Annotated in this window: 19 protein-coding genes; 6 read left to right on the forward strand and 13 right to left on the reverse strand. The window is 75.1% G+C overall.

Going from position 1 to position 23,957, the window contains the following annotated elements; translation table 11 throughout:
* Positions 1-142 precede the first annotated feature (142 nt).
* The gene (locus tag ACZ6ZR_RS05175) at positions 143-1,633 is read left to right on the forward strand and encodes an FAD-binding oxidoreductase (protein ID WP_465639508.1); all 1,491 of its coding nucleotides are present in this window, start codon (positions 143-145) and stop codon (positions 1,631-1,633) included.
* A 49-nt stretch (positions 1,634-1,682) separates the two neighbouring features.
* On the opposite strand, the gene ACZ6ZR_RS05180 is transcribed toward ACZ6ZR_RS05175, so the two are convergent.
* Complete coding sequence (locus tag ACZ6ZR_RS05180) at positions 1,683-2,411, reverse strand: dienelactone hydrolase family protein (RefSeq protein ID WP_465639509.1); 729 nt, start codon at positions 2,409-2,411, stop codon at positions 1,683-1,685.
* 238 nt (positions 2,412-2,649) lie between these two features.
* On the opposite strand from ACZ6ZR_RS05180, the gene ACZ6ZR_RS05185 reads away from it, so the two are divergent.
* Entirely contained in the window at positions 2,650-3,273 is a 624-nt protein-coding gene (locus ACZ6ZR_RS05185; protein ID WP_465639511.1) for a GNAT family N-acetyltransferase, read from the forward strand.
* Positions 3,274-3,323: 50 nt separating this feature from the next.
* Here the strand turns inward: ACZ6ZR_RS05185 and ACZ6ZR_RS05190 are convergent, their stop codons facing one another.
* The 10 genes from ACZ6ZR_RS05190 to ACZ6ZR_RS05235 all read right to left on the reverse strand — a co-directional run bounded on the left by ACZ6ZR_RS05190 (position 3,324) and on the right by ACZ6ZR_RS05235 (position 15,139).
* Positions 3,324-3,962, reverse strand: a complete 639-nt coding sequence (locus ACZ6ZR_RS05190; RefSeq protein WP_465639512.1) for an NADPH-dependent F420 reductase — start codon at positions 3,960-3,962, stop codon at positions 3,324-3,326.
* Positions 3,959-4,189 (reverse strand): putative antibiotic biosynthesis monooxygenase, encoded by a 231-nt coding sequence (locus tag ACZ6ZR_RS05195; RefSeq protein ID WP_465639514.1) that lies wholly within the window; start codon positions 4,187-4,189, stop codon positions 3,959-3,961. Before ACZ6ZR_RS05195 ends, ACZ6ZR_RS05190 begins: the two co-directional genes overlap by 4 nt.
* Before the next feature lie 9 nt (positions 4,190-4,198).
* Positions 4,199-5,620 (reverse strand): aldehyde dehydrogenase family protein, encoded by a 1,422-nt coding sequence (locus tag ACZ6ZR_RS05200; protein ID WP_465639516.1) that lies wholly within the window; start codon positions 5,618-5,620, stop codon positions 4,199-4,201.
* Between the two features lie 9 nt (positions 5,621-5,629).
* Positions 5,630-6,226 carry an NADPH-dependent FMN reductase gene (locus ACZ6ZR_RS05205; RefSeq protein ID WP_465639518.1) on the reverse strand — a complete coding sequence of 199 codons (597 nt, stop codon included), beginning with the start codon at positions 6,224-6,226 and terminating at the stop codon, positions 5,630-5,632.
* An 83-nt stretch (positions 6,227-6,309) separates the two neighbouring features.
* Entirely contained in the window at positions 6,310-7,128 is an 819-nt protein-coding gene (locus ACZ6ZR_RS05210) for an alpha/beta fold hydrolase (protein ID WP_465639519.1), read from the reverse strand.
* A complete protein-coding gene (locus ACZ6ZR_RS05215) occupies positions 7,125-7,973 on the reverse strand; it encodes a phosphatase PAP2 family protein (RefSeq protein ID WP_465639521.1) in 849 nt (282 codons plus the stop codon). The genes ACZ6ZR_RS05210 and ACZ6ZR_RS05215 overlap by 4 nt, the downstream gene beginning before the upstream one ends.
* Positions 7,970-9,076, reverse strand: coding sequence for an NAD(P)-dependent alcohol dehydrogenase (locus ACZ6ZR_RS05220; RefSeq protein ID WP_465639523.1), 1,107 nt, complete (start codon positions 9,074-9,076; stop codon positions 7,970-7,972). Before ACZ6ZR_RS05220 ends, ACZ6ZR_RS05215 begins: the two co-directional genes overlap by 4 nt.
* Positions 9,077-9,085: 9 nt before the next feature.
* Positions 9,086-10,621, reverse strand: a complete 1,536-nt coding sequence (locus tag ACZ6ZR_RS05225; RefSeq protein WP_465639525.1) for a GMC family oxidoreductase — start codon at positions 10,619-10,621, stop codon at positions 9,086-9,088.
* A gap of 22 nt (positions 10,622-10,643) precedes the next feature.
* Positions 10,644-12,149 carry a GMC family oxidoreductase gene (locus ACZ6ZR_RS05230; RefSeq protein ID WP_465639527.1) on the reverse strand — a complete coding sequence of 502 codons (1,506 nt, stop codon included), beginning with the start codon at positions 12,147-12,149 and terminating at the stop codon, positions 10,644-10,646.
* A 284-nt stretch (positions 12,150-12,433) separates the two neighbouring features.
* Positions 12,434-15,139, reverse strand: coding sequence for an AAA family ATPase (locus ACZ6ZR_RS05235; RefSeq protein WP_465639529.1), 2,706 nt, complete (start codon positions 15,137-15,139; stop codon positions 12,434-12,436).
* Between the two features lie 94 nt (positions 15,140-15,233).
* Between ACZ6ZR_RS05235 and ACZ6ZR_RS05240 the strand changes: the two genes are divergently transcribed.
* Complete coding sequence (locus ACZ6ZR_RS05240) at positions 15,234-16,106, forward strand: catalase (protein WP_465639531.1); 873 nt, start codon at positions 15,234-15,236, stop codon at positions 16,104-16,106.
* Between the two features lie 78 nt (positions 16,107-16,184).
* Here ACZ6ZR_RS05240 and ACZ6ZR_RS05245 read toward each other — a convergent pair whose 3' ends face one another.
* Both ACZ6ZR_RS05245 and ACZ6ZR_RS05250 read right to left on the reverse strand, forming a co-directional pair.
* Positions 16,185-19,646 carry a BTAD domain-containing putative transcriptional regulator gene (locus ACZ6ZR_RS05245; RefSeq protein WP_465639533.1) on the reverse strand — a complete coding sequence of 1,154 codons (3,462 nt, stop codon included), beginning with the start codon at positions 19,644-19,646 and terminating at the stop codon, positions 16,185-16,187.
* A 69-nt stretch (positions 19,647-19,715) separates the two neighbouring features.
* Positions 19,716-21,596 (reverse strand): serine/threonine-protein kinase, encoded by a 1,881-nt coding sequence (locus ACZ6ZR_RS05250; RefSeq protein WP_465639535.1) that lies wholly within the window; start codon positions 21,594-21,596, stop codon positions 19,716-19,718.
* A gap of 263 nt (positions 21,597-21,859) precedes the next feature.
* On the opposite strand from ACZ6ZR_RS05250, the gene ACZ6ZR_RS05255 reads away from it, so the two are divergent.
* From ACZ6ZR_RS05255 to ACZ6ZR_RS05265, 3 genes are all read left to right on the forward strand, one after another.
* A complete protein-coding gene (locus ACZ6ZR_RS05255) occupies positions 21,860-22,030 on the forward strand; it encodes a hypothetical protein (protein WP_465639537.1) in 171 nt (56 codons plus the stop codon).
* 7 nt (positions 22,031-22,037) lie between these two features.
* Positions 22,038-22,373: a hypothetical protein gene (locus tag ACZ6ZR_RS05260; RefSeq protein ID WP_465639538.1), complete on the forward strand. Its 336-nt coding sequence runs from the start codon at positions 22,038-22,040 to the stop codon at positions 22,371-22,373.
* Between the two features lie 126 nt (positions 22,374-22,499).
* On the forward strand, positions 22,500-23,957 hold a 1,458-nt coding region (locus ACZ6ZR_RS05265), incomplete at its 3' end, for a CHAP domain-containing protein (RefSeq protein ID WP_465639540.1).

Genomic DNA, 23,957 nt, shown 5'->3' on the forward strand with positions numbered 1-23,957 from the left:
CGAGCGTCCGCGGTACCCGGATGCGCCGGGCGTGCGCCGTCCGTCGAGGTGAAGCGGGCGGCGCCCGGCTGAGCCTCCGTCAGGACGGGCCGGGCCGGGGGCACGATGGCCCGCAGTGGTGCCGAACGGGAGGAGCGGGCGGATGTCGATCGACCGACGGGGGTTCCTGACCGCGCTCGGGCTGGGCGGTGCGCTGGCGGCCACCGGCGTTCAGCCGGCCCGGGCCGCGACCGCGACCGTGACCGCCCGGCGGGCCGTACCGCCGGACTGGGCGGCGTTGAAGGCCCGGCTGGACGGGCGGCTGCTGCTGCCCGGTGACCAGGGGTACGCGGTGGCGCGGCTCGGCTACAACGAGCTGAACGACCGTCAGTACCCCGCCGCCGTCGCCTCCTGCACCTCGGCGCAGGACGTCCAGCGGTGCCTGGACGCCGCCCGCGGCCACGGCGTCCCGATCGCCGCGCGCAGCGGCGGCCACAGCTACCTCGGCTACAGCGTGCCCTCCGACGGCCTGGTGATGGACCTGCGCCCGATGGCCCGGGTCGAGGTGGACGCCGACGGCACCGCCCGGGTCGGTGCCGGGGCCCGGTTGATCGAGGTCTACGCGGCGCTGGCGGCGGCGGGCCGGCTGCTCCCGGCCGGGTCCTGCCCGACCGTCGGGGTCAGCGGTCTCACCCTCGGCGGCGGCATCGGCGTGCTGGCCCGCCACTACCGGCTGACCTGCGACCGGCTGGCCGGCGCGGAGCTGGTGACGGCCGACTCCCGGGTGCTGAGCGTCTCCGAGGAGTGCGAGCCGGACCTGTACTGGGCGCTGCGCGGCGGCGGTGGCGGCAACTTCGGCGTGGTCACCTCCTTCACCTTCCGCACCGCCCCGGCGCCCGGGCTCACCGTCTTCGCCCTGCGCTTCCCGGCCGGCTCGGCGCCCGAGGTGGTCGGCGCCTGGCAGGAGTGGATCGCCGACGCCCCGACGGAGCTGTGGTCCAACTGCGTGGTCTCGGGCGGCACTCCGCCCACCGCCCGAGTCGGCGGCTGCTACGTCGGCACCGAGGCCGCGCTCGCCCCGCTGCTGGACGCCCTGGTCGCCCGGGCCGGCGGCCGGACCACCTTCCGCACCGCCGTGCCCAAGAGCTACCTCGACGCGATGAAGTACATGGCCGGCTGCGCCAACGACACCATCGCCCAGTGCCACCCCGTCTCCGAGGGCGGCCGCCTGCCCCGGTCCTCCTTCGTCGCGGTCTCCCGGATGCTCCCGGGCCCGCTCGACTCCGGCCGCTTGGTCCAACTCCTGGACGGCCGCAGCGGGTTGGACCTCCTGCTGGACTCCCTCGGCGGCGCCGTCGCCGAGCTCGCCCCCGACGCCACCGCCTTCCCGCACCGCTCCGCCCTGGCCTCCGCCCAGGTCTACGCGAGCGCCACCCGCGCGGACCAGGCCGCCGTCACCGCCTCCGTCGACGCCGTCCGCGACGGCCTGGCCGCCCTCGGAGCCACCGGCGCCTACGTCAACTACATCGACGCCACCCTCCCCGACTGGGGCACCGCCTACTACGGCGCCAACCTCCCACGCCTGAAGGCGGTTTCGGCCGCGTACGACCCGGACGGCGTCTTCGCCTTCCCGCAGTCGGTGGCCCGCGCCTGAGCCCCGCCGCCAACGGTGCCGGGTACCGCGGTGCGGTGCGTCGGTCGGCTCACTCCGTGACCGGCAGGCACTCGGTGAGGAGGGCGACGATGTCGCGCCAGGCTCGTCGTGCGTGCCGCGGGTGGTAGCCGACGCCGGGGACCGTGGTGTGGTCGACCGTCGGGTGGTGGAAGGCGTGGAGGGCCCCGCCGTAGACCGTCAGGCGCCAGTCGACGCCCGCGGCCTCCAACTCGGCGGCGAACGCCTCCCGTTGGGCGGGCGGCATGATCGGGTCCTGCGACCCGACCCCGGCCCACACCGGGCAGCGGATGCGCGCCGCCTCGCCTGGGCGGCCCGTGGTCAGCGCGTTGACGGTCCCGATCGCGCGCAGGTCGACGCCGTCGCGGCCGAGTTCCAGCGCGATCGCACCCCCGGTGCCGTACCCGATGGCGGCGATCCGGTCGGGGTCGGCCCGTGGTTCGGCGCGGAGCACGTCGAGCGCGGCGTGTCCGACCGCGCGCATGCGGTCGGGATCGGCGAGCAGCGGCAGGCAACGGGCCAGCATCTCCTCCGGCTCCGCCAGGTAGCGCCCGCCGTGGAGGTCGAACGCCAGCGCCACGTACCCCAACTCGGCCAGCGCCTCGGCCCGCTGCCGTTCCACCTCGCTGAGCCCCATCCCCTCGGGCCCGATCAGCACCGCGGGCCGCCGCCCGGCACCGGTGGGCAGTGCCAGGTGCCCGGCCATCGTCAGGTCATCGGCCGAGTACTCGACCGTACGGGTGGAGACCGTCGTCGTCATACGACCGGACGCTAACGACCGCTGCGCCCGCCCGGGTCGGTGTTCGCCGATGGCGGATGCCACCCCGTTCCGACCGGACGGGGCCGAAGCCCCGGTCGCCGACCGGCCGGCCGGGCGGGGAGGTGACCTGGTGTCAGCCGCCGCATGCCCTGGGGGCGGCCTGCCCGTGGGCGGTCCGGGGCGTTCCACCAGGTGGATATCGCGTGACGGGCCCGCGCCCTGCTGCCAGGCTCGGGCCATGGGTTTCACAGTGGAGGGTCCCGTCCTGGAGGGCGTACGCGTGCGCCTGGAGCCGCTGACGCGGCGTCATGCGGCTGATCTGGAGCAGGCGGTGGAGGAGGAGCGCGGATCCTTCGGCTACACCTGGGTGCCGAGGGCGGACGGGGTGGCGGGGTACATCGACACCCAGCTCGCCCGGGCCGCGGCCGGGCGGCTGGTGCCGTACGCGCAGATAGCGACCGCCACCGGCCGGGCCGTCGGCGCGACGGCCTTCTGGGATCCGAGGCCGTGGCCCTCCGGCGAGGGGCTGCGGGCGGTCGAGGTCGGCTTCAGCTGGCTGGCCGCCTCCGCGCAGGGGACCGGGATCAACCGGGAGGCGAAGTACCTGCTGTTCCGGCACGCCTTCGAGGAGTGGGGCGTGGCCCGGGTCGACCTCAAGACGGACGCCCGGAACGCGCGGTCGCGGGCCGCCATCGCCTCGGTGGGCGCGCGGTTCGAGGGCGTGCTGCGGAACTGGTCGGCCTCCTGGGCCCCGGGCGAGGAGGGCGGGCTGCGTGACTCGGCGATGTTCTCGGTGATCGCGCCCGAGTGGCCCGCGTGCCGGGCCGCCCTCGAACGGCGGCTGGCGGCCGCCCGGGCATGACCACACGGCCCCTCCCCTCCGGGAGCGAGGGGAAGGGCCGTGACGGACCCTCAGAGCGCGGCGAGTGCCTCGGCGCGGGTGACGGCGCGGCCCAGGGCGCCGTACTCGTGCAGGTCACCGAAGACCTCGATCCGGATGGACCGGTCGAGGCCGCCGATCGGCACGGGGTCGAAGCCGGCGGCGGTGATCAGGGCCGCGACCACCTTGCCGGCTGCCTCGTCGTCGGCGGCGTAGAAGCCGACGGCGCGCTCGGGGGAGCGGTGGGCGGCGGCGGTGAGGGTGTCGGCGGAGAGGGTGCCGAAGGCCTTCACCAGGTGCGCGCCCGGCGGGGTGAGGGCGGCCAGCAGCTGCCCGGCCGATTCCTCGGGGCCCAGGGTCTTGGCGAAGCCGCCCACGCCGTCGGGGGCGATCGGGTTGGAGGGGTCGACCAGGACCTTGCCGGAGAGCCGCTCGCCGTAGTGGGCGAAGAGCTCGCGAGTGGTGTCGAGCCAGACCGCGAAGACGATCACGTCGGCCTGCTCGACGGCCTGATCGGTGGTCAGCGGGGTTACCAGGACGCCGAGTTCGGCGGCAAGGGCCCGGGTGGCGGCCAGGTCGGTGCCGGCCAGCAGGACGGGCTCGCCGCCCGCGACGAGGCCGGCGGTGAGGCGGCGGCCGATGTTTCCGGTACCGATGACGGCGGTGGTCATGGGGAGTGCTCCTGGTGCGAGGGGTGGAGCCACCGGCGCAGGGCGCGGGTGACCAGGGGGAGGCAGACGTAGGTCATCAGCAGGCTGAACAGCACGGCGAAGACCGCCGACCTGGCCGCCTGCGGCAGGCCGGTCAGACGCGGCGTCAGGAACGCCGCGGCGAGGAGGGAGATGGGGAAGACGGCGATGGCCGAGACCACCGCCGTCTTCCAGCGGGGCGGTTCCAAGACGACCGGTCAGCCCTGCGGGGCCGCGTGGACGAAGTGCTTGACCTCCTGGAACTCCTCCAGGCCGCGCACCCCGTTGAGCCGGCCCAGGCCGCTCTGCTTGAAGCCGCCCTCCTCGAACATGTCGTGCACCACGGCCCAGGTGTTGGTCCAGACCGTGCCGGCCTTGAGCTCGCGCTGGACCCGCAGCGGCCGGTCCACGTCCCGGGTCCAGACCGAGGCGGCGAGACCGAACTCGGTGGCGTTGGCCCGGGTGACGGCCTCGGCCTCGGTGTCGAAGAGCTCGAAGGTGGCGACCGGCCCGAAGACCTCGCGCTGCACGATCGGGGCGTCCAGGTCGGCGACCTCGACCAGTGAGGGGGAGAGGAAGGCGCCGTCGCGCTCGCCGCGCACCAGCACGGTCGCGTACCCGTCCGCCTCGGTCACCATCCGCTCGACCCGCCGGGCGTTGGCCTCGTCGATCATCGGGCCCATCTCGCTGCCCGGGTCGTCCCCGGGGCCGACCTTGACGGCCCGCAGCGCGTCGCTCATCCGGCGGCGCAGCTCGTCGGCGATGCCGCGCTGCGCCAGGATCCGGCTGCCGGTCATGCAGAACTGACCGGTGAAGGTGGTGACCGCCTTGGTGAGCACCGGGACGACGGCGTCGAGGTCGGCGTCGTCGAAGACCACCATCGGGCTCTTGCCGCCGAGTTCGAGCGAGAGCGGCTTGAGGGTGGGGGCGGCGTTGGCCATGATGATCCGGCCGACCACGGTGGAGCCGGTGTAGCTGAGCACGTCCACCTCGGGGGAGGTGACCAGCAGCGGGGCGCCGTCGTTGCCGGACTCGGTGAAGACGTTGACCACGCCGGCGGGCAGGCTCTCGGTCTCCGCGATGACCTCGGCGAGCAGGCCGTTCACCAGTCCGGTCTGGCCGGGCAGCTTCATCACCACGGTGCAGCCGGCCGCCAGGGCCGGGGCGAAGGAGCGGACGGCCAGCACCACCGGGGAGTTCCACGGGGCGATGACGGCGGCCACGCCGGCCGCCTCGCGCAGGGTCATCGAGTAGAGGCCGGGGCGGACCTCGGCCGCGCTGCCGTGGTCGCTCAGGGCGAGCGAGGCGTAGTAACGCAGCTTGGGGACGGTGAGGTCGATCTCGAAGGCGGCCTCGGCCAGGACCTTGCCGTTCTCGCGGGCCAGCAGGGTGATGAACTCCTCGCGGCGGGCCGCGAGTCGGTCGGCCAGCTCGAACAGGGCGCGGGCGCGCAGCTGGCGGTCCCGGGCCCAGCCGGTGGTGTCGAAGGCGGTGCGGGCGGCGGCGATGGCGGCCCGGGCCTCCTCGGCGCCACCGTCGGCGAAGGTGCCGAGCACCTCACCGGTGGCGGGGTTGAGGGACTCGGTGCGGCGGGCGGAGTCGGTCCACTCACCGTTGATCAGGTGTCGGGCGTGGTGCACGGGAGATCCTCAGGAGGTGTGGGAGTGACGTTCGGTCAGGTCGGTCTGTTCGGCCAGCAGGACGAGCTCGGCCAGCAGGGCGCGGAGCAGGCTGTCGGTGAGATCGTCGTGCACGAAGGAGCCGTCGCTGGCGAACCGCCGGTGCGACTCGAAGACGGTGACCTCAGGGTGGGCCACCACCGGGGTCTGGGTGCGGTGCAGGATCTGGCGGAGCACCAACTGGCCCCGGGCGGTGCCGAAGCGGGAGGGCGAGGCGCCCAGGATGGCGGCCGGCTTGCCGCGCAGGACGGGCGACCGGTGCTCCTCGGACGGACGGGAGAGCCAGTCCAGGGCGTTCACCAGCACGCCGGGGATCGCGGAGTTGTACTCGGGAGTGGCGATGACCAGGCCGTCCGCGGCCTGTACACGGCGGCGCAGATCGGCGACGGCGGCCGGGGCCGGGCCGTCCTCCAGGTCCTGGCCGAAGAACGGCAGGGCGCCGAGACCGGGGTGCGGCTCGACGGTGACGCCGGCCGGGGCGAGGTCCTGCAGGGCGCGCAGCAGGGCGGTGTTGTGCGAGGAGTGCCGCAGGCTGCCGGAGAGCGCGAGGAAGTGCTTGTCTGACACGGTGGTTCTTTCGTTGCTCGGGAGCGTCGCGGGCCCCGGGGCGGTGCCGTGCGCGGCCCGGGGACGGGGCCCGCGACGGAGGGTCAGCGGGTGTGGCGGTACGCGTCCCGGACGGCGTCGGCGACGGCGTCGGGGTGACTGACCATCAGCGCGTGCGAGCTGGCGACCTCGGTGGTGCGGGCCTGGGCCCGGGCCGCCATGGTGCGCTGGAGCGCGGGCGGCAGGGCGTGGTCGTTCTTGGCCACCAGCACCCAGGTCGGGATGGTCTTCCACCCGGCCTGCTTCAGCGGCTGGCCGAACGCCTCAGCGGCGATGGGCCGTTGGGCGGCGGCCATCTGCGCAGCCGTCCCGGTGGGGACGTCGGCCGCGAAGGTGTCCCGGAACCGCTCCGGGTCGAGGGCGATCTCGGTGGAGACGGTGCCGTCCGGGCGGGTGTACTCGAAGGGCTGGGCGGGCAGGTCCGGCGCGCCGGCCCCGGCCAGCAGGCCGCCGAGCGACTCGCCCTCGGCGGGCATGAAGGCGGCGACGTAGACCAGGGCCCTGACGTCCGTGATGCCCGGGGCGGCGTTGGTGATGACGGCGCCGCCGTAGGAGTGGCCGACCAGGATCTTCGGGCCCTTGACGCCCTTGAGCAGGCCCTGGAGGTAGGCCGCGTCGTTCGCCGGTCCGCGCAGCGGGTTGGCCACCGCGCGGACCGGGAAGCCCTGGCGGCGGAGCCGGTCGGCGGTGTCGTTCCAGCCGGAGGCGTCGGCGAACGCGCCGTGCACCAGGACCACGGTGGGCTTGGGTCCGGAGCCGTGCCGGTCCTCGGCGACGGCCGGGGCGAGCGAGGTGAGGGAGGTGACCGCGACGGCGGTGGCCGTGGCGGCGAGGGCGGCCTTGCGGCCGGTGGTGCTGTTCATGGACGTTCCTCGGTGGGTGCGCGGCGGGTGCCGCGGGGATGGTCAACCATGCTGGTGAGCAAGGAAGTTCGAAGGATCATGGCGGCGCAGAGCCAGGCCGCCAGGGCGAAGGCCAGCGGGCGCGGCAGCCCGTCCTGCCGACTGGCGGCGGCGTACGCGACCGGGACCGCGAGCAGCAGCGCGGCACGCGGGGGAGGCAGCCGGACGGTGATGCCGGGGCGGACGGCGGCGACCGGGCGGGTCGGCCCCGGTGGCCGGTCGGTGTGGAGCAGCCGTCCGGCGGCGAGGCGCACGCCGCAGGCCAGCAGGACCGCGCCGAGCACGTCGCTCGGCCGGTGCCAGTACAGGGCCTGCACCGCTCCGGCGGTCACCGCCACCCAGAGGGCGCCGACCGCCGCGACGAGCGGCCGCTGTCGCGCGGGGGTCACCAGGGCGAGGCCCGGTGCCAGCGCGGCGGCGATCGCCACGTGCCCGCTGGGGAAGCTCGCGGCCAGTAACTCCTGTTCGGCGCCGACCAGGTCGGGCCGGGTGAGCAGGACCTTGTTGAGCAACTCCGCCGCCCCGAGGGTGACGGTGACGGTCAGCAGGGCCGCGCCGCCCTCCCGCCAGCCCCGACGCACCACGGTCAGCGCGGCGATCACGGCCAGGCCGCCGGCGACCGTGGCGTACTCGTGGACCAGCGGCGGCGGCCCCCAGGACTCGACGGCCGGGAGGATCCGGGCCGCGTCCGCATAGCCGACGATCAGGGCGTTCTCGGCCCGCTGGCCGAGCGGTGTCCAGACCGCCGCCAGATACAGCAGCACGAGCGCCAGGAAGGCGGTCCGGGCCGGATGGCGGAGGGTCATGAGCCGTGCCGCAGCACGGCCTTGACCGTCCGGCCGGACCGGACGTCGGCCACCGCGCGGTCGATCTCCGCCAGCGGGTAGCCGGTGACCAGGCGCTCCAGCGGGAAGCGGCCCTGCCGGTGCAGTTCCAGCAGCCGGGGGATCAGCACCCCGGGGACCTGATGCCCCATCACCGAGCCCCGTACGCTCCGGCCCTTGAGCAACTCGAAGGCGTTGATCCGGAGTTCGGCCTCCAGTCCGGCCACGCCGAGCACCGCGGCGGAGCCAAGCGGGGCGAGCACCGCGACGGCGGCGTTCATCACCTCGACCACGCCGGTGGACTCCACGCTGTGGTCGACCCCGCGCCCGGCGGTGAGCTCCAGGACCGCCCCGACCGGCTCGTCGCGGGAGGCGTCCACCACCTCGGTGGCGCCCAACTCCCTTGCCAGAGCGAGGCGTTCCGGGTTGCGGTCGACGGCGACGATCCGGCCCGCGCCGCAGGTCGCGGCAGCCATCAGCGCGGCGAGCCCGACCGCGCCCAGGCCGAAGACCGCCACCGTGGCGCCCACCGGGACCCGCAGCGAGTTGAGTACCGCCCCGGCGCCGGTGATCACCCCGCAGCCCAGCGGGGCCAGCGTTTCGAACGGCAAGCCGTCCGGCACCCGCACCAGGCCACGAGGGTGGGCCAGGCCGTGCGAGGCGAAGGAGGACTGGCCGAAGAAGTGGTCGTGGACGGGCTCCCCGGCCGCGTCCCGCAGGCCCACCGATCCGTCGGCGCGGCGGGCGTGGAAGTTCAGCGGGAGGTGGTGCTCGCAGTAGGCGGGCTGTTCGGCCAGGCAGTTGGGGCAGCGCCCGCAGGAGTCCAGGCTCAGCACGACCCGGTCCCCCGGGGCGAAGCCGGTGACGGCCGAGCCGATGGCCTCCACCACGCCCGCGCCCTCGTGGCCCAGCACCACCGGGTGCGGGGTGGGCAGGCGGCCGGCGGCGGCCTCCAGGTCGGTGTGGCAGAGCCCGGCGGCGGCGTAGCGGACCAGCACCTCGTCCGGGCGCGGGTCCTCCAGGGTCAGGCTCTCCAGCCGGAAGCCGGGGGCACGGGTGACCGCGGCGGTGACGGTGGTGGGCATGAGGTCTGCTCAACTCCCCTGGGAGACGGACACGGTGCGGCGCAGGACCAGGTCGGCGGCCTTCTCGCCGATCATGATGCTCGGGGCGTTGGTGTTGCCGGTGGTCTCGTGCGGCATCACCGAGGCGTCGGCCACCCGCAGGTTGGCCACCCCGTGCACCCGCAGCTCGGGGTCGACCACGGCCAGGGCGTCCAGGCCCATCCGGGCGGTGCCGACCTGGTGGTGGCCGGAGACCACGGTGGCGCGGACGTGCTCGCGCAGCGCGGCCCGGCCGGCGGTGCCGGGGCCCGGCAGCACCTCGCCGTCGTTCCACTCCCGCAGCGCCGACTGCCGGGCGATCTCCCGCAGTTGCTCCAGGTTGTCGGTCAGGGTCTCCAGGTCGCGCGGGTCGGAGAACACCCGCGGGTCCAGCACCGGTGGCACCGACGGGTCGGCCGAGCGCAGCCGCAGCTCGCCCCGGCTGTACGGGTGCAGCAGCTGCCCCACGGCCGAGAAGCCGTGCTCGGGCAGCTCGGCCCCGGGCACCGGGTAGGGGAAGGAGAGGAACAGCGGCTGGACATCGGGCACCGGCAGGCCCGGTCGGGAGGAAGCGAAGTACTGCGCCTCCAGGCCCTGGGCGGCCCAGGCCGGCAGCGGGCGCTTGGACCGCCAGACCAACGGGGCCGACCAGTGGTCCTGCAGGTTCTGTCCGACGCCGGGCAGGTCGGCGCGGACCGGCAGGCCGAAGGAGCGCAGGTGGTCGGCGGGGCCGACGCCGGAGAGCATCAGCAGCTGGGGCGTGCCGAACACCCCGCCGGAGAGCACCACGTCTCCCGCCGACCGGGCCACCGTCTCCCGGCCGTCGACCGTGTAGGCGACCCCGGCCGCCCGTCCGCCCTCGACCACGATCCGGGTCACCAGCGCGCCGGTGACCACGGTCAGCAGCGGGTTCTCCCGGACGGCGTGGCCGTAGGCCACCCAGGTCGACTGCCGGCGGCGGTCCTTGATGGTGTGCTGGGTGAAGCTGACGCCGTACTGACTCCCGCTGTTGTAGTCCTCGTTGAACGGCAGGCCGTACTGCTCCGCCGCCGCCACCCAGGACCGCACCAGTGGGTCCGGCCCGGGGTTGCGCTGGACGTGCAGCGGCCCACCGGTGCCACGGCCGCCGGCCGGTCCGCCGTCGAAGTCCTCCATCCGGCGGAAGTAGGGCTCGACCTCCCGCCAGGACCAGCCGGCCGCGCCCTGGTAGGCCCAGGAGTCGTAGTCGGCGGCGGCGCCCCGGACGTAGATCATGCCGTTGAAGGAGCTGGACCCGCCCAGCGTTCGCCCGCGCGGCCAGGGCAGCCGCCGGCCGTCGGCGTGGGTCTGCGGTTCGGTGGCGTAGGCCCAGTCCCAGTCGCTGCCCCAGAGCCGGATCGAACCGGTGGGGTCGTGGATGGCCTCGTTCTCGTCGGCCGGGCCCGCCTCCAGCAGCAGGACCCGGCGGCCGGCCTCCACCAGACGTCGGGCCACCACGGCGCCGGCCGATCCGGAACCGACGACGATGTGCTCGTACTCGTTGCTCATGTGCGTTTCCTCGGAAAGGAGTTCAGATCCGGCGGGCGATGTGCTCGGCGGCCGCGATCACGGTGAGGTTGGTGGCGGCCGACGGGACGTCGGGGAGGATCGAGGCGTCCACCACGCGCAGCCCGGCCACCCCGCGCACCGCGCCCAGGTGGTCGGTGACGGCCGTCGGGTCGTCCTCGGCGCCCATCGGGGCGGTGGAGGTGGGGTGGTGGTAGGTGTCCAGGGTGGCCAGCACCGCCGCCTCGACCGCGGCGTCGTCCACCGCCTGCGGGCCCGGGTTGAGCTCCCGGTCGGCCAGCGTGGCCAGCGGCTCCGCGGCACCGATCCGGCGGGCCAGTTTCACGCCCTCGACCAGCCGCCGGCGGTCCTCGGGCTCGGCCAGGAAGTTGAGGTCGATCCGGGGTGCGTCCGCCGGATCCCGGCTGACCAGCGAGAGCCGTCCCACCGACGCCGGGCGCACCAGCGCCACGGCCAGCACGTAGCCGACCCCGGTCGGGCTGGCGGCGTGGTCGAACAGGTGGGTAGCGGTGATGTGCAGGTCCAACTCGCCCTCGGCGGCCCCGGATCCGGCCGTCCAGACCTTGGCCCCGATCACCGGGGTCTGCGCGCCGATCCGCTCCGGCGCCGCCGCGTAGGCGTTGTAGAAGAAGGGGTGGTCCTGCAGCCGCCGCCCCACCGGCAGGTCGGCCACCACCGGAACGCCCAGCTCCCGGAGCTCCTCGGCCGGCCCGATGCCCGAGCGCAGCAGGATCGCCGCACTGCCGTACGCCCCCGCACTGAGGACCACCTCGGCGGCCCGGACCTCGGTCCCGTCGGCGAGCAGCACCCCGGCCGCCCGCCCGGCGTCGAACAGCACCCGGTCCACCAGGGTGCCGTCACGGATCGTCAGGTTCGGCCGGGCCCGGACCGCCCCGGTCAGGTACGCCATGCCGGTGTTCACCCGCACCCCGTCCCGGACGTTCATCGGGTACGGGCCCACCCCGTGCGGCTCGGCGCCGTTGAAGTCCTCGACCGCGGGCAGGCCCACGGCCAGCGCCGCGTCCACGAAGGCCCGCTGCATCGGGCTGAGGTCCTCCCGGGTCAGCTGGATGACCGGGAGCGGCCCGCCACGGCCGTGCAGCTCCTCGGCCCCCGCCGTGGTCGACTCCAAGGCCCGGAAGGCGGGCAGCAGTTCCTCGTACGACCAGCCCTTCAGCCCGCCCGCCGCCCATCGGGCGAAGTCCGAGGGCAGGGCCCGCACCGCGACCGACCCGTTGACGGCGGAGCTGCCGCCGAGCACCTTGCCCCGGAACGCCTCCACCGGATGCCCGATCACCCCGGGCTCGGAACGGTACCCCCAGTCGTGCCCGGTCCCGCCGCCCAGCACGCTGCTGGAGGCGACCTCCTCGGGGTAGGTGCCGGGGGCGTAGGCGGGGCCCGCCTCCAGCAACAGCACGCGGCGGGCGGGGTCTTCGGTCAGGCGGGCGGCGAGCACGGCTCCGGCGGAGCCGCCCCCGACGATGACGGTGGTCAGGACGTTGTCGTTCATGCCGACGACGCTAGGCAGCCGCGCCGACCAGCACATCGGTCACCGAATCCGTCACCCCCGTACCGCGCTCGGACCGCCCGGACCGCCCTCGGACCGCCCGGAGGGCGGTCAGGGGCGCGAGGAACTGCGCGAGACGGAAGAAGAAGACCCGTGTGCCGGGTACGGAGATTCACTTGCACGTGAGTGTCCGTACCCGGCACACGGGTCGGTGCCTCCCGCAGCGCGCAGTTCCTCGCGCCCCTGGGTCGCTGCCCTGCCGCACCGACTGCCAGAGGCCGCCGGCCTCAGGCCACCAGGCGCAGCCCGTTGTCGAAGTCGACCCGGGACAGTTCCGCGCGGGCGGCGATGCCGAGTTTGGCGAAGACGTGGGACAGGTGGTGCCCCACCGTCCGGGGGCTGATCAGCAGCCGGGCCGCGATCTCCCGGTTGGTCAGCCCCTCGGCCGCCAGCCGGGCCACCCGGAGCTCCTGGGCCGTCAGACCGCCGTCCTCCTCCGCCGGACGTCCCTGAGCTCCCGTCAGCTCCCGTTCCCCGCAGGCCCGTGCCAGCAGCGGCACCGCCCCCAGCCGCCGGAACACCTCCGCCGCCTCCGCCAGGTGCACCCGCGCCTCCGCCCGCCGCCGCGCCCGCCGAAGCCACTCGCCGTACAGCAGATGCGTCCGTGCGTGGCAGAACGGCCGCTCCGCCGCTCCCGGCACCGTGAGCGCCCGCTCGAAGCACTCCTGCGCCCACCCGCCGTCCAGCACCGCCGCGCTGCGGTGCGCCGCCGCCACCGCCCACGCCGCGCCCGTCCGCCGGGCCCAGGAGGCGAGCGTCGCGAAGGCCGCCGCCCCGGCCTCCGGGCGGCCGGCCCGGACGGCGGCCTCCACCGTGTCGGCGGCGGCCAGCAGGGCGAAGGTGGGGTGCGCCGCGTGGTGGCCGGGCTCGGCCAGCCGGACCAGCCGTTCCAGGGCCTGCTCCGCCAGCCCGGCGTACAGCGCGGCCTGCCCCTGGTTCCAGTACGCGGCGGCGGTGAGCGCCCGCACCCGCCGGGGCACCGACAACTCCAGCGTCACGGCCGAGAGTTCCGCGACGGTCCGGTCCTCACCACGCAGCGCCGCCAACCAGGCCAGCGAGTTGCGGCACTGCGAGGCGGCGTGTCCGGCTCCGATCTCCTCGGCCAGCCGCAGCGTCTCGGCGGCGTTGGCCGCCGCCGTCTCCCAGTGGCCGGAGACGATGTCCAGCGTCGCGGTCTGCGGCACCGTCAGGACCAGCGCGCTGGCCGCGTCCCCGCGCCGCAGGTCGGCCAGTTTGCGGGCGAAGGCCTCCGCCACCGCCCGCTCGGCACCCCAGGCCACGGCGATCGGGCCGGGCGGCACCAGCCGCCAGCAGACCGCGCCCAGCCGGGCCACCGCCTCGTCCGTGAGCACCGGGCCGGCGGACCCGCCGGCGCCCCACCACGGTGCCAGCTCCGCCAGCACCACCGACTCCGGCGAACTGCCCTCCCTGGTCAGTTCGTTGACCCGGGCCAGCCCGGTGGCCTGCCGCTCGGGCGAGCCGGCCGCCCAGCCGGCCCGCATCGACAGGGCGGCCAACTCCAGTGCCCGGGACGGCTCGGAGACGGTCCGGGAGTCGCGCAGCAGCAGCCGGTGCGCGCTCTCCTGGTCGCCGTGGGCGAACTCGGCCAGCCCCGCCAGCCCGCCGCTCGCCTCGGCGACCAGCTCGTCCGGCACCAGCTGTCCGGCCCGTTCCAGCAGGCCCCTGGCCCGCTCCACCTGCCCGGACTCCCAGGCGTTGAGCGCCCCGAGGGCCAGCCGCCGCCCGGCGTCCGGTGGTGCGGGGGAGAGTTCGGCGGCCCGCAGCAGCGCCCGGGTGGCGGAGGCGGCACCCCCGCCCGAGCGGTCCTGTCGCGCCGCCTCCTCCAGCAGGTCCGCCACCGACTCGTCCGGGCGGTCGGCCGCCGCCGCCAGGTGCCAGGCCCGCAGCCCCGCGTGGACCGGGCCGTCGCCCAGCGCCGCCGCCAACGCCCGGTGCGCGGCCTGCCGTTCGGCGAACGGCGCGGCCTCGTACACCACCGACCCGATCAGCGGCGCGCGGAACCCCAGCTCCTGCTCACGGACCGTCAGCAGCCCCGAGTGCCGGGCCTCCTCCCAGGCCTGCGGGCCGAGGCCGAGCGCGCCTGCGGCCCGCCGCACCAGGTGCTGGTCACCCCGGTCCTCGGCCGCCAGCAGCAGGAGCAGGGCCCGTGCCGGAGCCGAGAGCGCGGCGGTCCGGGCGCCGAAGGCGTGCCGCAGGCGCGGGCCGACCGCCAGGCGCTCCGTCGACTCGCCGAGCAGGGCCGGGAGTTCGCGCAGGGCCAGCGGATTGCCGCAGGCCTCCCGGACGGCGCGCGACACGGTGGCATCGGTCGCGTCCGGGACCTCGGCCCGGACCAGCCGGGCCGCCTCGGTCTCCGCCAGCCCGGAGACGGCCAGGCCCGGCAGGCCCTCCCAGTAGCCCCCGGCGGACGGATCGGTGTGCGAGGCGATCAGCATCGTCACCGGCGCGCCGGACAGCCGGCGGGCGACGAAGGCCAGACAGGCGGCGGTCGACCCGTCCAGTTGCGCGCTGTCCTCGACCAGCAGCAACAGCGGTTCCTCGGCGGCGAGTTCGGTCAGCAGGGTGAGGGCGCCGACGTAGATCAGGAACTGCTCCGCGTCACCGTGGCCGTGCCCGAGCACCTCGCGCAGCGCCAAGGCCTGCGGCTGTGGAAGGGCATCGATCCGCCCCGCCACCGGCCAGAGCATCTCGTGCAGCGCGGCGAAGGCCAGACCGGACTCCATCCGGCTGCCCCGGCAGGCCAGCACGGTGAAGCCCTCCGCACCGGCCGCGGCCCGCTCCATCAGCGCGCTCTTGCCGATGCCCGGATCGCCCCAGAGCACCAGGGCCGACCCCCGGCCCTCCCGCGCACCCGTCAGCAGCCCCGCCAGCTCGGCCTGCTCCCGCTCCCGCCCGTACAGCTTCACTTCCACGCTCCCCGTACTCACTGACAGTCCCTCACCACGCGGCCCCGACCGATACGGTGACCGATCCGCGGACCGGACCACGCGCCCTACCGTCACGGCCATGACCAGCAACTCCACCGCCGCCCACGGCGCCCGGCTCGCCTCCCGGATCGCCGCGGCCACCGGCGCCGACCCCCGCGACCGACTCCTGCACGCCCGGGGCGGCTGGGCGTCCGGCAGCTTCACGCCCTCGCCGCTCGCCCCGCCGCTGAGCACCGCCGCGCTCTTCGCCACCCCGGCCACCCCCGCCACCGCGCGGTTCTCCAGCACCCTCGGCGGGCCGCAGGGCCACGACGGCGCACCCTCCGACCACGGCCTCGCCGTCCGGATCGGCGAACTGGACCTGGTGCTCTTCACCCTGCCGGTCTTCTTCGCCCGCACCGGGGCCGACATGGTCGACTTCCTGCGCGCCGCCAACTCCGGCGACCCCTCGGCCGTTCCCCTGTACGTGGCCGGCCACCCCGAGGCCGCCGACGCCCTCGCCCTGGCCGAGCGGAGCCGCCCGGCGGCCGGCTTCACCGGCCTCGTGTACCACTCGGCCCACGCCTTCGGCCTGGTGAACGCCGTCGGCACCACCCGCTGGGCCCGCCTCGGCCTGCGCCCGCACCGCCCGGTGCCCCCGCTGACGCCGGATCAGGCCCTGGCCCGCCCCCGGGACTACCTCACCGCCGGACTGCCCGCCGAACTCCCCGCCTCCTTCGACCTCTTCGCCCACCTCCCCGAGGGCCCCGACGAGGTCCACGACCCCACCCGCCCCTGGATCTCCCGCCACACCGTCACCCTGGGCACCCTGACCCTGGACCGCGCCGAGCCCCCCACCACCGAACCCGCCTTCGACCCCCTCAACCTCCCGCCCGGCGTCGCCGCCCCCCTCGACCACCTCGCGGCCGACCGCTCCGCCGCCTACGCGGCCGCCCGCCGCCTGCGCTCCTGATCCCGGTTCCACCAGGACACCCTGCACCGCCGCGCTGAAAACGCTCTCAACGCCCGCCCAACGCCGCCCGCTCCGGGGTCAGGCCAGGGTGGCCAGGTCGGGGTCGACGGGTAGGGCCATGCCCCTCGGCTCCGCCAGGCTGCGGGCCTCGGTGAGGAGCTCCCGGGCCCGGGCCAGGTCCCCGGTGGTGGCGAAGGCGCGGGCCAGGTCCAGCAGCGCCGGGACCAGCACGTCCACGGTCCGACCGGCCCTCAGGTGGTCCACGGCCCGTTCGAGCAGGGGCAGGGAGGGGCCTCCGGCGGTGGTGAGGGCCACGGCCCGCCAGGCGCGGCCGAGGGTCGTCGGGGTGTCCCAGCGCCGGGCCAGGTCCAGCTCGGCCAGGGCCAGTTCACGAGCCCGGCCCTCGGCTCCGGCCCGCATCAGTTCGACGGCGGCCGAGCTGCGCCAGGCGATGTGGGCGGGATTGTCCAGACCCCAGGCGGAGTTGCGCCGCCCGCAGTCCAGGAATTGCGCGGCCGCCTGCTGCGGCCGTCCGAGCGCCGAACAGACCAGCGCCCGGACGTACTTGACCACCGTCCACTCCCAGGACTCGGGATTGGCGTGCCCGTCCACGTCGTCCAGCCACTGCTCGGCCTCCGCCGCCCGGCCGAGGCCGAGCAGTGCGTGCGCGTACTGGGCGACCAGGGCCGCCGGGCGTCGCGGCACCTGGTCCACCGGCAGGCCGACCACCGGGGCACACTCCGCGAGGGCCCGTCGGTACTCGCCCTGGCGCAGGAAGACCTCCGACCGGACGATCCGGCGGTAGACGTCCACCGTCCCGAAGTGGCGGTCCTCGTCGAGGTCGCTGAGCTGACCGGCGAGCGTCAGGTCGTCCGCCCACATCGCGATGTGGGTGAGGATGCCGACTACCTCGCCCGGCAGCCGCCCCCACGCGCCGTCCGCGCTGTGCTCGGCGGGGAACCGGGCCAGTGCCTCCGCCGCGCTGCACCGCACGGTGAACGCGTCGTCCCAGGTGAGCACGGCCGCCGCGACCGGATCGCCGGCCTGTGCGGGGTCGGCCCGCAGCCCCGCCACGTACGTGGCCCAGCCCTCGTGGGTGAGCGCCGCGACCATCCAGGCGGAGGCCCGCAGCGCCCGCGCCGCCGACGGATCGCGCGGCTCGGTCTCGGCCACCACCTCGGCCATCAGCGCCAGCGCGGGCCGGGCCTGCCGGTTGGCGGCCATCGTCCACGCCAGCGGGATCAGCGCGGTCGGCGGCTGACGCTCCGTCCGCTGCTCCCGCAGCGCCTCCTGGAGGTGGGCCAGCGAGGCGGCCGGGTTGACCCAGAGCTCCAGCTGCCCGAGCCGCACCAGCACCTCGCCGCGCTGGGCGGACGAGGCGGTCCGGAGCGCGGCCTGCAGGTGTTCCAGGGCCTCCGCCACCAGGTTCTGCCGCAGGCAGTCCTCGGCCGCCGCCACCCGTACGGGCGTCCACTCCGACCACTGAGGGCCGGTCAGGTCGTCCAGCAGGCCGGCGGTCCGACGGGCGCCGTGCCCGGACACCAGGGCGTGCCGGGCCGCCGCGACCCGCAGCCGGGCGTTCTCCTCCGGTGTGCAGAGCCAGCGCAGGGCGTTGGGGACCACCGGGTGACGGAACTCCGGCGGGTCGGCCGAGGCCAGCACGCCGATCGTCACCAGCCGTTCGCAGCGGTCCCGCACCGTCGAGACCGGCTCCTCCGTGACGGCCGCCAGCAGCTGTGAGGTGGGCCGGTGCCCGTGCAGCACGGCCACCGCCCGCAGCAGCAGGGACCGCTCCGGCGAGTACGCGTCCAGCATCGAGGCCAGTGCCCGCAGGTAGTGGCCGTCGGCGGCGTGCGCCGGCACGTGGTCGGGGGCGGGCAGACCGCACAGGTCCGCGACCAGCGCGGCCACCAGCAGCGGGATGCCGGCCGTGGCCTGATGGATGCTCAGCGCCAGGCCGTCGGCACCGGGTGCGCCCAGCTTGCGGGCCACCAGCCCGGCGACGGCCTGCTCGGTGAGCCGGCCCAGGTGCAGCACGGCCGACGCCGCGTTCGCCAACACCACGTCCCGGTGCCGGGCCGGCTCCCAGGGCCGGTCCTCCACGGCGAGCACCAAGAGGGCCCGGGAGCCGCGCAGCCGCTGGGCGAGCTGTGCGAGGAGGGCGGTGGCGCGCTCGTCCAGCTCCGTGACGCCGTCGACCAGGACCACGGGGGAAGCGCTCTCAGCGCTGTCCAGCAGGGCCTGGTGAAGCAGTTCGCCCGGCGGCCCGTCGGCCTCCGTCGGCCGACCGGTCGCCGACGGGTCGTCAGCTGCGGTCCGCCTGCGGAGGGCGCGCAGGAGGAGGTCCGGCACGGAGGCGGCGGCCCCGCCCGGCAGGTCCACCCGGCGGGCCTCCGGCAGCCGGCGGGCGGCCTCGGCCAGGAAGCGGGACTTGCCGTGTCCGTGGACGCCGGAGACCAGCACCAGCCCGCCCTCCCCGGCAGCCGCTCCGGCGGCGAGCGCCAGCAGGGTGGCCAGTTGGTCCTCGCGGTCGGTCAGCGGGGTCGCCCCGGGGTCGCCGAGTGCCGCCGGTACGGCGGTCGTCGCCACCCCGGCCGGCTGGTGCGCCGGTACCGCTCCGGTAGCCGTTCCCGGGCTCCCCCCGGCTACGGACCCGGGTACGGACCCGGTTGCGGGCGCGGGCGCGGGCGCGGGTGCGGTCCCGATCCCGGCCACGTCCCGGTGCGGCTGCGCGACCGGACCGGCGAGGACCAGGCGGTGCAGCGCACGCAGCTCCGGGCCCGGCTCCACCCCGAGCTCCTCGACCAGCAGCCGTCTGGTCCGGGCGTAGACGTCCAGGGCCTCGGACTGACGGCCCGCCAGGTGCAGCGCGTGCATCAGCAGGGCCCGGAGGCGTTCGCGCAGCGGGTGCTCGGCGGTCAGGACCCGGAGCCGGTCGACGGTCGCCTCGCCGCGGCCCAGGCTGAGCTCCAGGTGGAGGCCGTCCTCCAGCACGGTCAGGTGACGCTCGGTCAGCGTGGATCGCCACATGGCGGCGTACGGGCCGGGGAGGCCGGCCAGGGGCTCGCCCCGGTACAGCCGCAGGGCCCGCGCGTACAGCTGCTCGGCGGCTGCGAGGTCGGCCCGGTCGCGGGCGCGTTCGCCCTCGGCCACCAGGTGGTCGAAGAGGCCCAGGTCGGTCTGTTCGGCCTCGATCTCCAGGCGGTAGCCGCCGTGTCCGGAGAGCAGCACGGTGAACGGGGTGCGGGGTCTTCGGGCCGGCTCCAGCACTCGGCGCAGGGCCGCCACGTGGGTCTGGACCACGGCCACTCCGCTGGCCGGCGCCGAGTCCTCGTAGAGCGCGTCGAGCAGGCTCCGTGCGGACACCCACCGGCGTGGCCGGAGGGCGAGCGCGCAGAGCACCGCCTTGCGTTGGGGCGGGCCCAGCGTCAGCGGCTGCCCGTCGCGGGACGCCTCGACGGCGCCGAGGAGGGTCAGCCGGATCCCGGAGGAGGATTCGTCCTCGGCCCTGCCGTCCCCTTCGGCCCCCGAACCCGCCACAGACCCCTCCGATGTGCACCGAAAAGACCCACCCTAGTTGGTGCGCACCGGTGCTCCCGCCCGAGCCGGTCAGCCCTGGACCACCTTGAGGATCTTGCCTCCGGCGCCCGCCGTGACGTACCCGCCGCTGGAGTACTCGCCGGAGACGTAGTAGCGGATGGTGATCTCGTTGGCGAACCAGCCGTAGTCCACGATGATGTAGCGGGACTTCGGCTTGTCGACGCCGAGTTGGGTCTGCGCGGTGGCCATCACGGTGGGGACCTTGTTCCAGTCGATCTTCGTGAGGTCGACGGTGTCCTCGCCCGCGCTCAGGGTGCCGCCCGGCTTGGCAGTGGTCTTGCCGGCCCGGTAGGTGACGTCGTCGTAGCGCTTGGGGTTGTCCTTGGAGACCACCTTGGCGCTCGCGTGCTCCGGGTAGACGGTCATGTCGGTGATCACGGTGCTGCCGGTGGTGCCCTGGATCGCGGCGACCAGGGCCCGGGCGCCGTCCGGGGTCAGCAGATCCGGGCCGGCGTTGGTGGCCGGCGGGGCCTTGGTTGCGCCCGTCGCGGTGGCGGAGGGGCTGGCCGGGGTTCCGCCGACGGTGGTGCTGCCGGAGGAGTCCGTACCGCCCTTGCCCGGACCGGCGGTCTGCTGCGAGGTGCCGGACGTCTTGCGGTCGTTGCCGGTGACCGCCTTCCACCACCCGTGGTTGACCGACCAGCCGAGCAGCCCGACGGTGAGCACCCCGGCCACGGCGGCCACCACCACCGGGCCGGTGCGCCTGCGCTCGGGCCGCTGCCGCTCGGGCGACTCCGGCTGCTCCCACGGCTGTTGGCCGCTGGTGGACGGCTCGGGGATCCGGTCCTGCGGGCCGCCGGTCGGCCAGGACTGCCCGGACGGTGAGAACTGCTGGCCGGAGGACGGGAGTTGCTGCCCGGATGGTGAGAACTGCTGCCCGGAGGCAGGTAGTTGCTGACCGGACGGTGAGAACTGTCCGGACGGACCGGTCGGCCAGGACTGCACGGACGGGAACTCGGTTGCGGGGCCGTTGAGTTGGGTCGGCGTGTAGGGGATCTGCCCGCTCAGCTGGGTGGGCCACTGTTGGGCGCCGCCCAGGGTGCCGTCGATGCCCTGCTCGGCGGCGGTGAACAGCCGGTCGAGCTCGGCGGCGTCCGGCCGCAGCGCCGGGTCGCGGGCCAGCAGCGCGGTGAGCGTGTTGCCGAGCGGGCCGGCCAGTGCCGGCGGCGGGAGCGGCTCGTCCAGGACGGCGGCCAGGGTGGCCAGGCTGGTGGCGCGGCGGAGCGGATGGTGGCCCTCGACGGCCACGTACAGCATCATGCCGAGTGACCAGAGGTCGGAGGAGGGGTTGCCCTCCTGGCCGCGGATCCGTTCGGGGGCGATGAACTCCGGCGAGCCGATCAGCGAACCGGTCGCGGTCAGGCTGGTCGAGCCGCTCAGTGCGGCGATGCCGAAGTCGGTCAGCACGGGGGTGCCGTCCGTGCGCATCAGCACGTTGCCCGGCTTGACGTCGCGGTGCTGGATGCCGGCCGCGTGGGCGGCGCGCAGCGCGGAGAGCACGCCCCGGCCGATCCTGGCGGCCTCCTGCGGAGCGAGGCGTCCCCGGCCGATCCGGTCGTGCAGCGAGCCACCGGTCACCAGCTCCATCACCAGCCAGGGGTGCGGGAGTTGGGGGGTGTCGACGATGTGGTAGATGATCACCACGTTGGGGTGCTGGAGCCGGGCCAGCGCCTGGGCCTCGCGCAGCACCCGCTCGCGCAGCTCGTAGGCGGCCGCCGGATCGGCGGCGAGCATCGCCGGGTCCGGCGGGCGGACCTCCTTGAGCGCGACCTCGCGCTGGAGCACCGTGTCCCGGGCACGCCAGACCAGGCCCATGCCGCCGCCACCGAGCCGCTCCAGCAGTTCGAAGCGCCCGTCGACGAGCCGGCCGTCCGGCCCCCCAGTAGTCATGGCGGTCATCGTAGGGGTTCGGGCGGACAGCTTTCGACCTTGGACCGGAAGGGGGGCGACGAGGGGCGCTGTCGAGATCCCGCCTGGCGCCTTGGCGACAGGGCGCAGCCCTACCGGAGGCGGCGAGCGGCGGCGAAGCTTGAGTCATCGCCACCGGGGAGCACCCGGGACGGCGAACGGAAGGACCGCCACCGCGGGGCGCCCGGCCGTAGCAGCACCAGTCCACTCTCCTGCCCACGAACCGTCTGCGAAGGACAACGACCATGACCCGCAAGCTCCTTGCCGCCGCCGCCCTCCTCGCCGCCGCGGTCCTGCTGCCCGCGGCAGCAGGCGCGGACCTCGCTGCCGCGGCCACCGCTCCCGCCGCTCCCGCCGTCCACGTGGTGTCCTCCTCCCAGGCGCCCGTGGTCGACGGTGAGCTCCAGTGGGGATGAGCGGGCCGTGGACATCGTCTACGCCAGCCTGGAGCGCCGCCCCGGCGCCGGTCCGGCGCCCGCCGACGAGGTGGCCCAGGCACTGGAAGCCCTGTGGTCGCACGCCGTCCCGGCCGACCGTCTGGAGCACATCGCCGCTCGCGTCGAGCCCGCCCGGATCGACCTGATCCTGTTCTTCCTGAGCCTCACCGCCACCCGCTCGCCCCACGAGCCCCGCTCGCCCCGTCAGGACGGCCTGGCGCACGCCACCGCGCTGCTCACCCGCTGCCACCGCGAGTCCGCGCTGCTGACCCGGCACTACCTGCCGCCGGTGCCGGCGCCCAGCGCCCCGGTCATCTCCTGATCCTGACCGCTCGTCACCCCGCCGCACCAGGGCCGAGACCGCTGTTCCTGCAGGACAGCCGTCCCCCTTCTTCCTCACCGCACGGGCCTCCGTGCCACCTCACACACCACGACCCGGAGTTCCGCCATGCCTCGCAACGCCTTCAGCAAGTCCCTCGCCGTCGCCGCCGGCCTGGCCGTCGCCACCGGCAGCCTGGTGACCGCGGCCGCCGGCCCCGCCTCGGCAGCCGTGAGCCGCAGCCAGATCGTCTCGTCCGCCCACGGACAGCTGGGCAACGGCTGCTCCTCCGCCTACGACGGCATCCCCTGCAGCTACAACTGGTGCGCCGCCTTCGCCAAGTGGGCCTGGCAGCAGGGTGGGGTCGACGTCTCCTCGCTCGGCTGGACCGTCACCACCTTCGTCAACTACGGCGACCGCAACGGGACTTGGCACAACCCTGGCAGCTACACCCCGCAGCCCGGCGACGCGATGATCTTTGGCGGCTCCGGCTTCCCGACCAAGGCCAGCGGCGGCGCCCACGTCGGCATCGTGGAGAGCGTCAGCAACGGCGTCATCACCGAGATCGGCGGCAACCAGAGTGGCCGCGTCACCGAAGTCACCGGCACCGCCGACCAGATCGAGCACAGCCTCGAAGGCTCCGGCTACAACTTCCTCGGCTACGTCAGCCCCCTCGGAGCCACCAGCACCCCGCCGATCCCCGCGGGTTTCAACGTCACCGCCAACGCGCAGAACAACGGGAGCAGCGTCGGCCTGACCTCCACCGTCACCGCCAACGGCTACATCAACTACCTCGACTACCGCATCACCGGCCCGGGCGGCTACGACCAGACCGTCCGCGCCGGCGGCGGCCCCGTCAGCCCCAACACCACCGGCTATGCCTACACCTGGAACACCGCGGGCCTGGCCTCCGGCACCTACAGCGTCACGCCGATCACCAACCAGACCGACGGCCAGTCCCACACGTACGGCTCGACCAGCATCCTGGTGAACCCGCAGCTCGCCGACGGCACCTTCATCAACGTGGCCGAGACCGGCGCGGTCTACCGGATCGCGGGCGGTGCCCCCATCTTCGTCACCAACTGGGCGAACGTGGGCGGCTTCCAGTCCTACGTCACCATCAGCCTGGCCCAGTTCAACGCCCTGCCCGCCGTCCCGGCCGACGGCACGGCCCTGGCGGGGTACAACGGCGGCATCTTCGTGGTGGCCGGTGGCGCGCCGGTGTACGTGAGCGACTTCGCCCACGTGCCGAACATCGCGGCCCGGGTCACCGTGGACCAGTCGGCGATCGACAACGCCGGTACGGGCGGCGAGTTCAACCACCTGCGGTCTGCCCCGGCCGACGGCACGGCCATCGCCGGCGGCAACGGTGGCGGGGTGTACGTGATGGCGGGCGGTGCGCCGGTGTACGTGAGCGACTTCGCCCACGTGCCGAACATCGCGCCGCGGGTGATCGTCGACCAGACCGCGATCGACAACGCGGGCATCGGCGGCGTGTACAGCCACCTGCGGTCGGTCCCGGCGGACGGCACCGCGCTGGCCGGTGCGAACGGTGGCGGTGTCTTCGTGGTGGCCGGTGGGGCGCCT

This window comes from Kitasatospora sp. NPDC088742, from assembly GCF_055584905.1.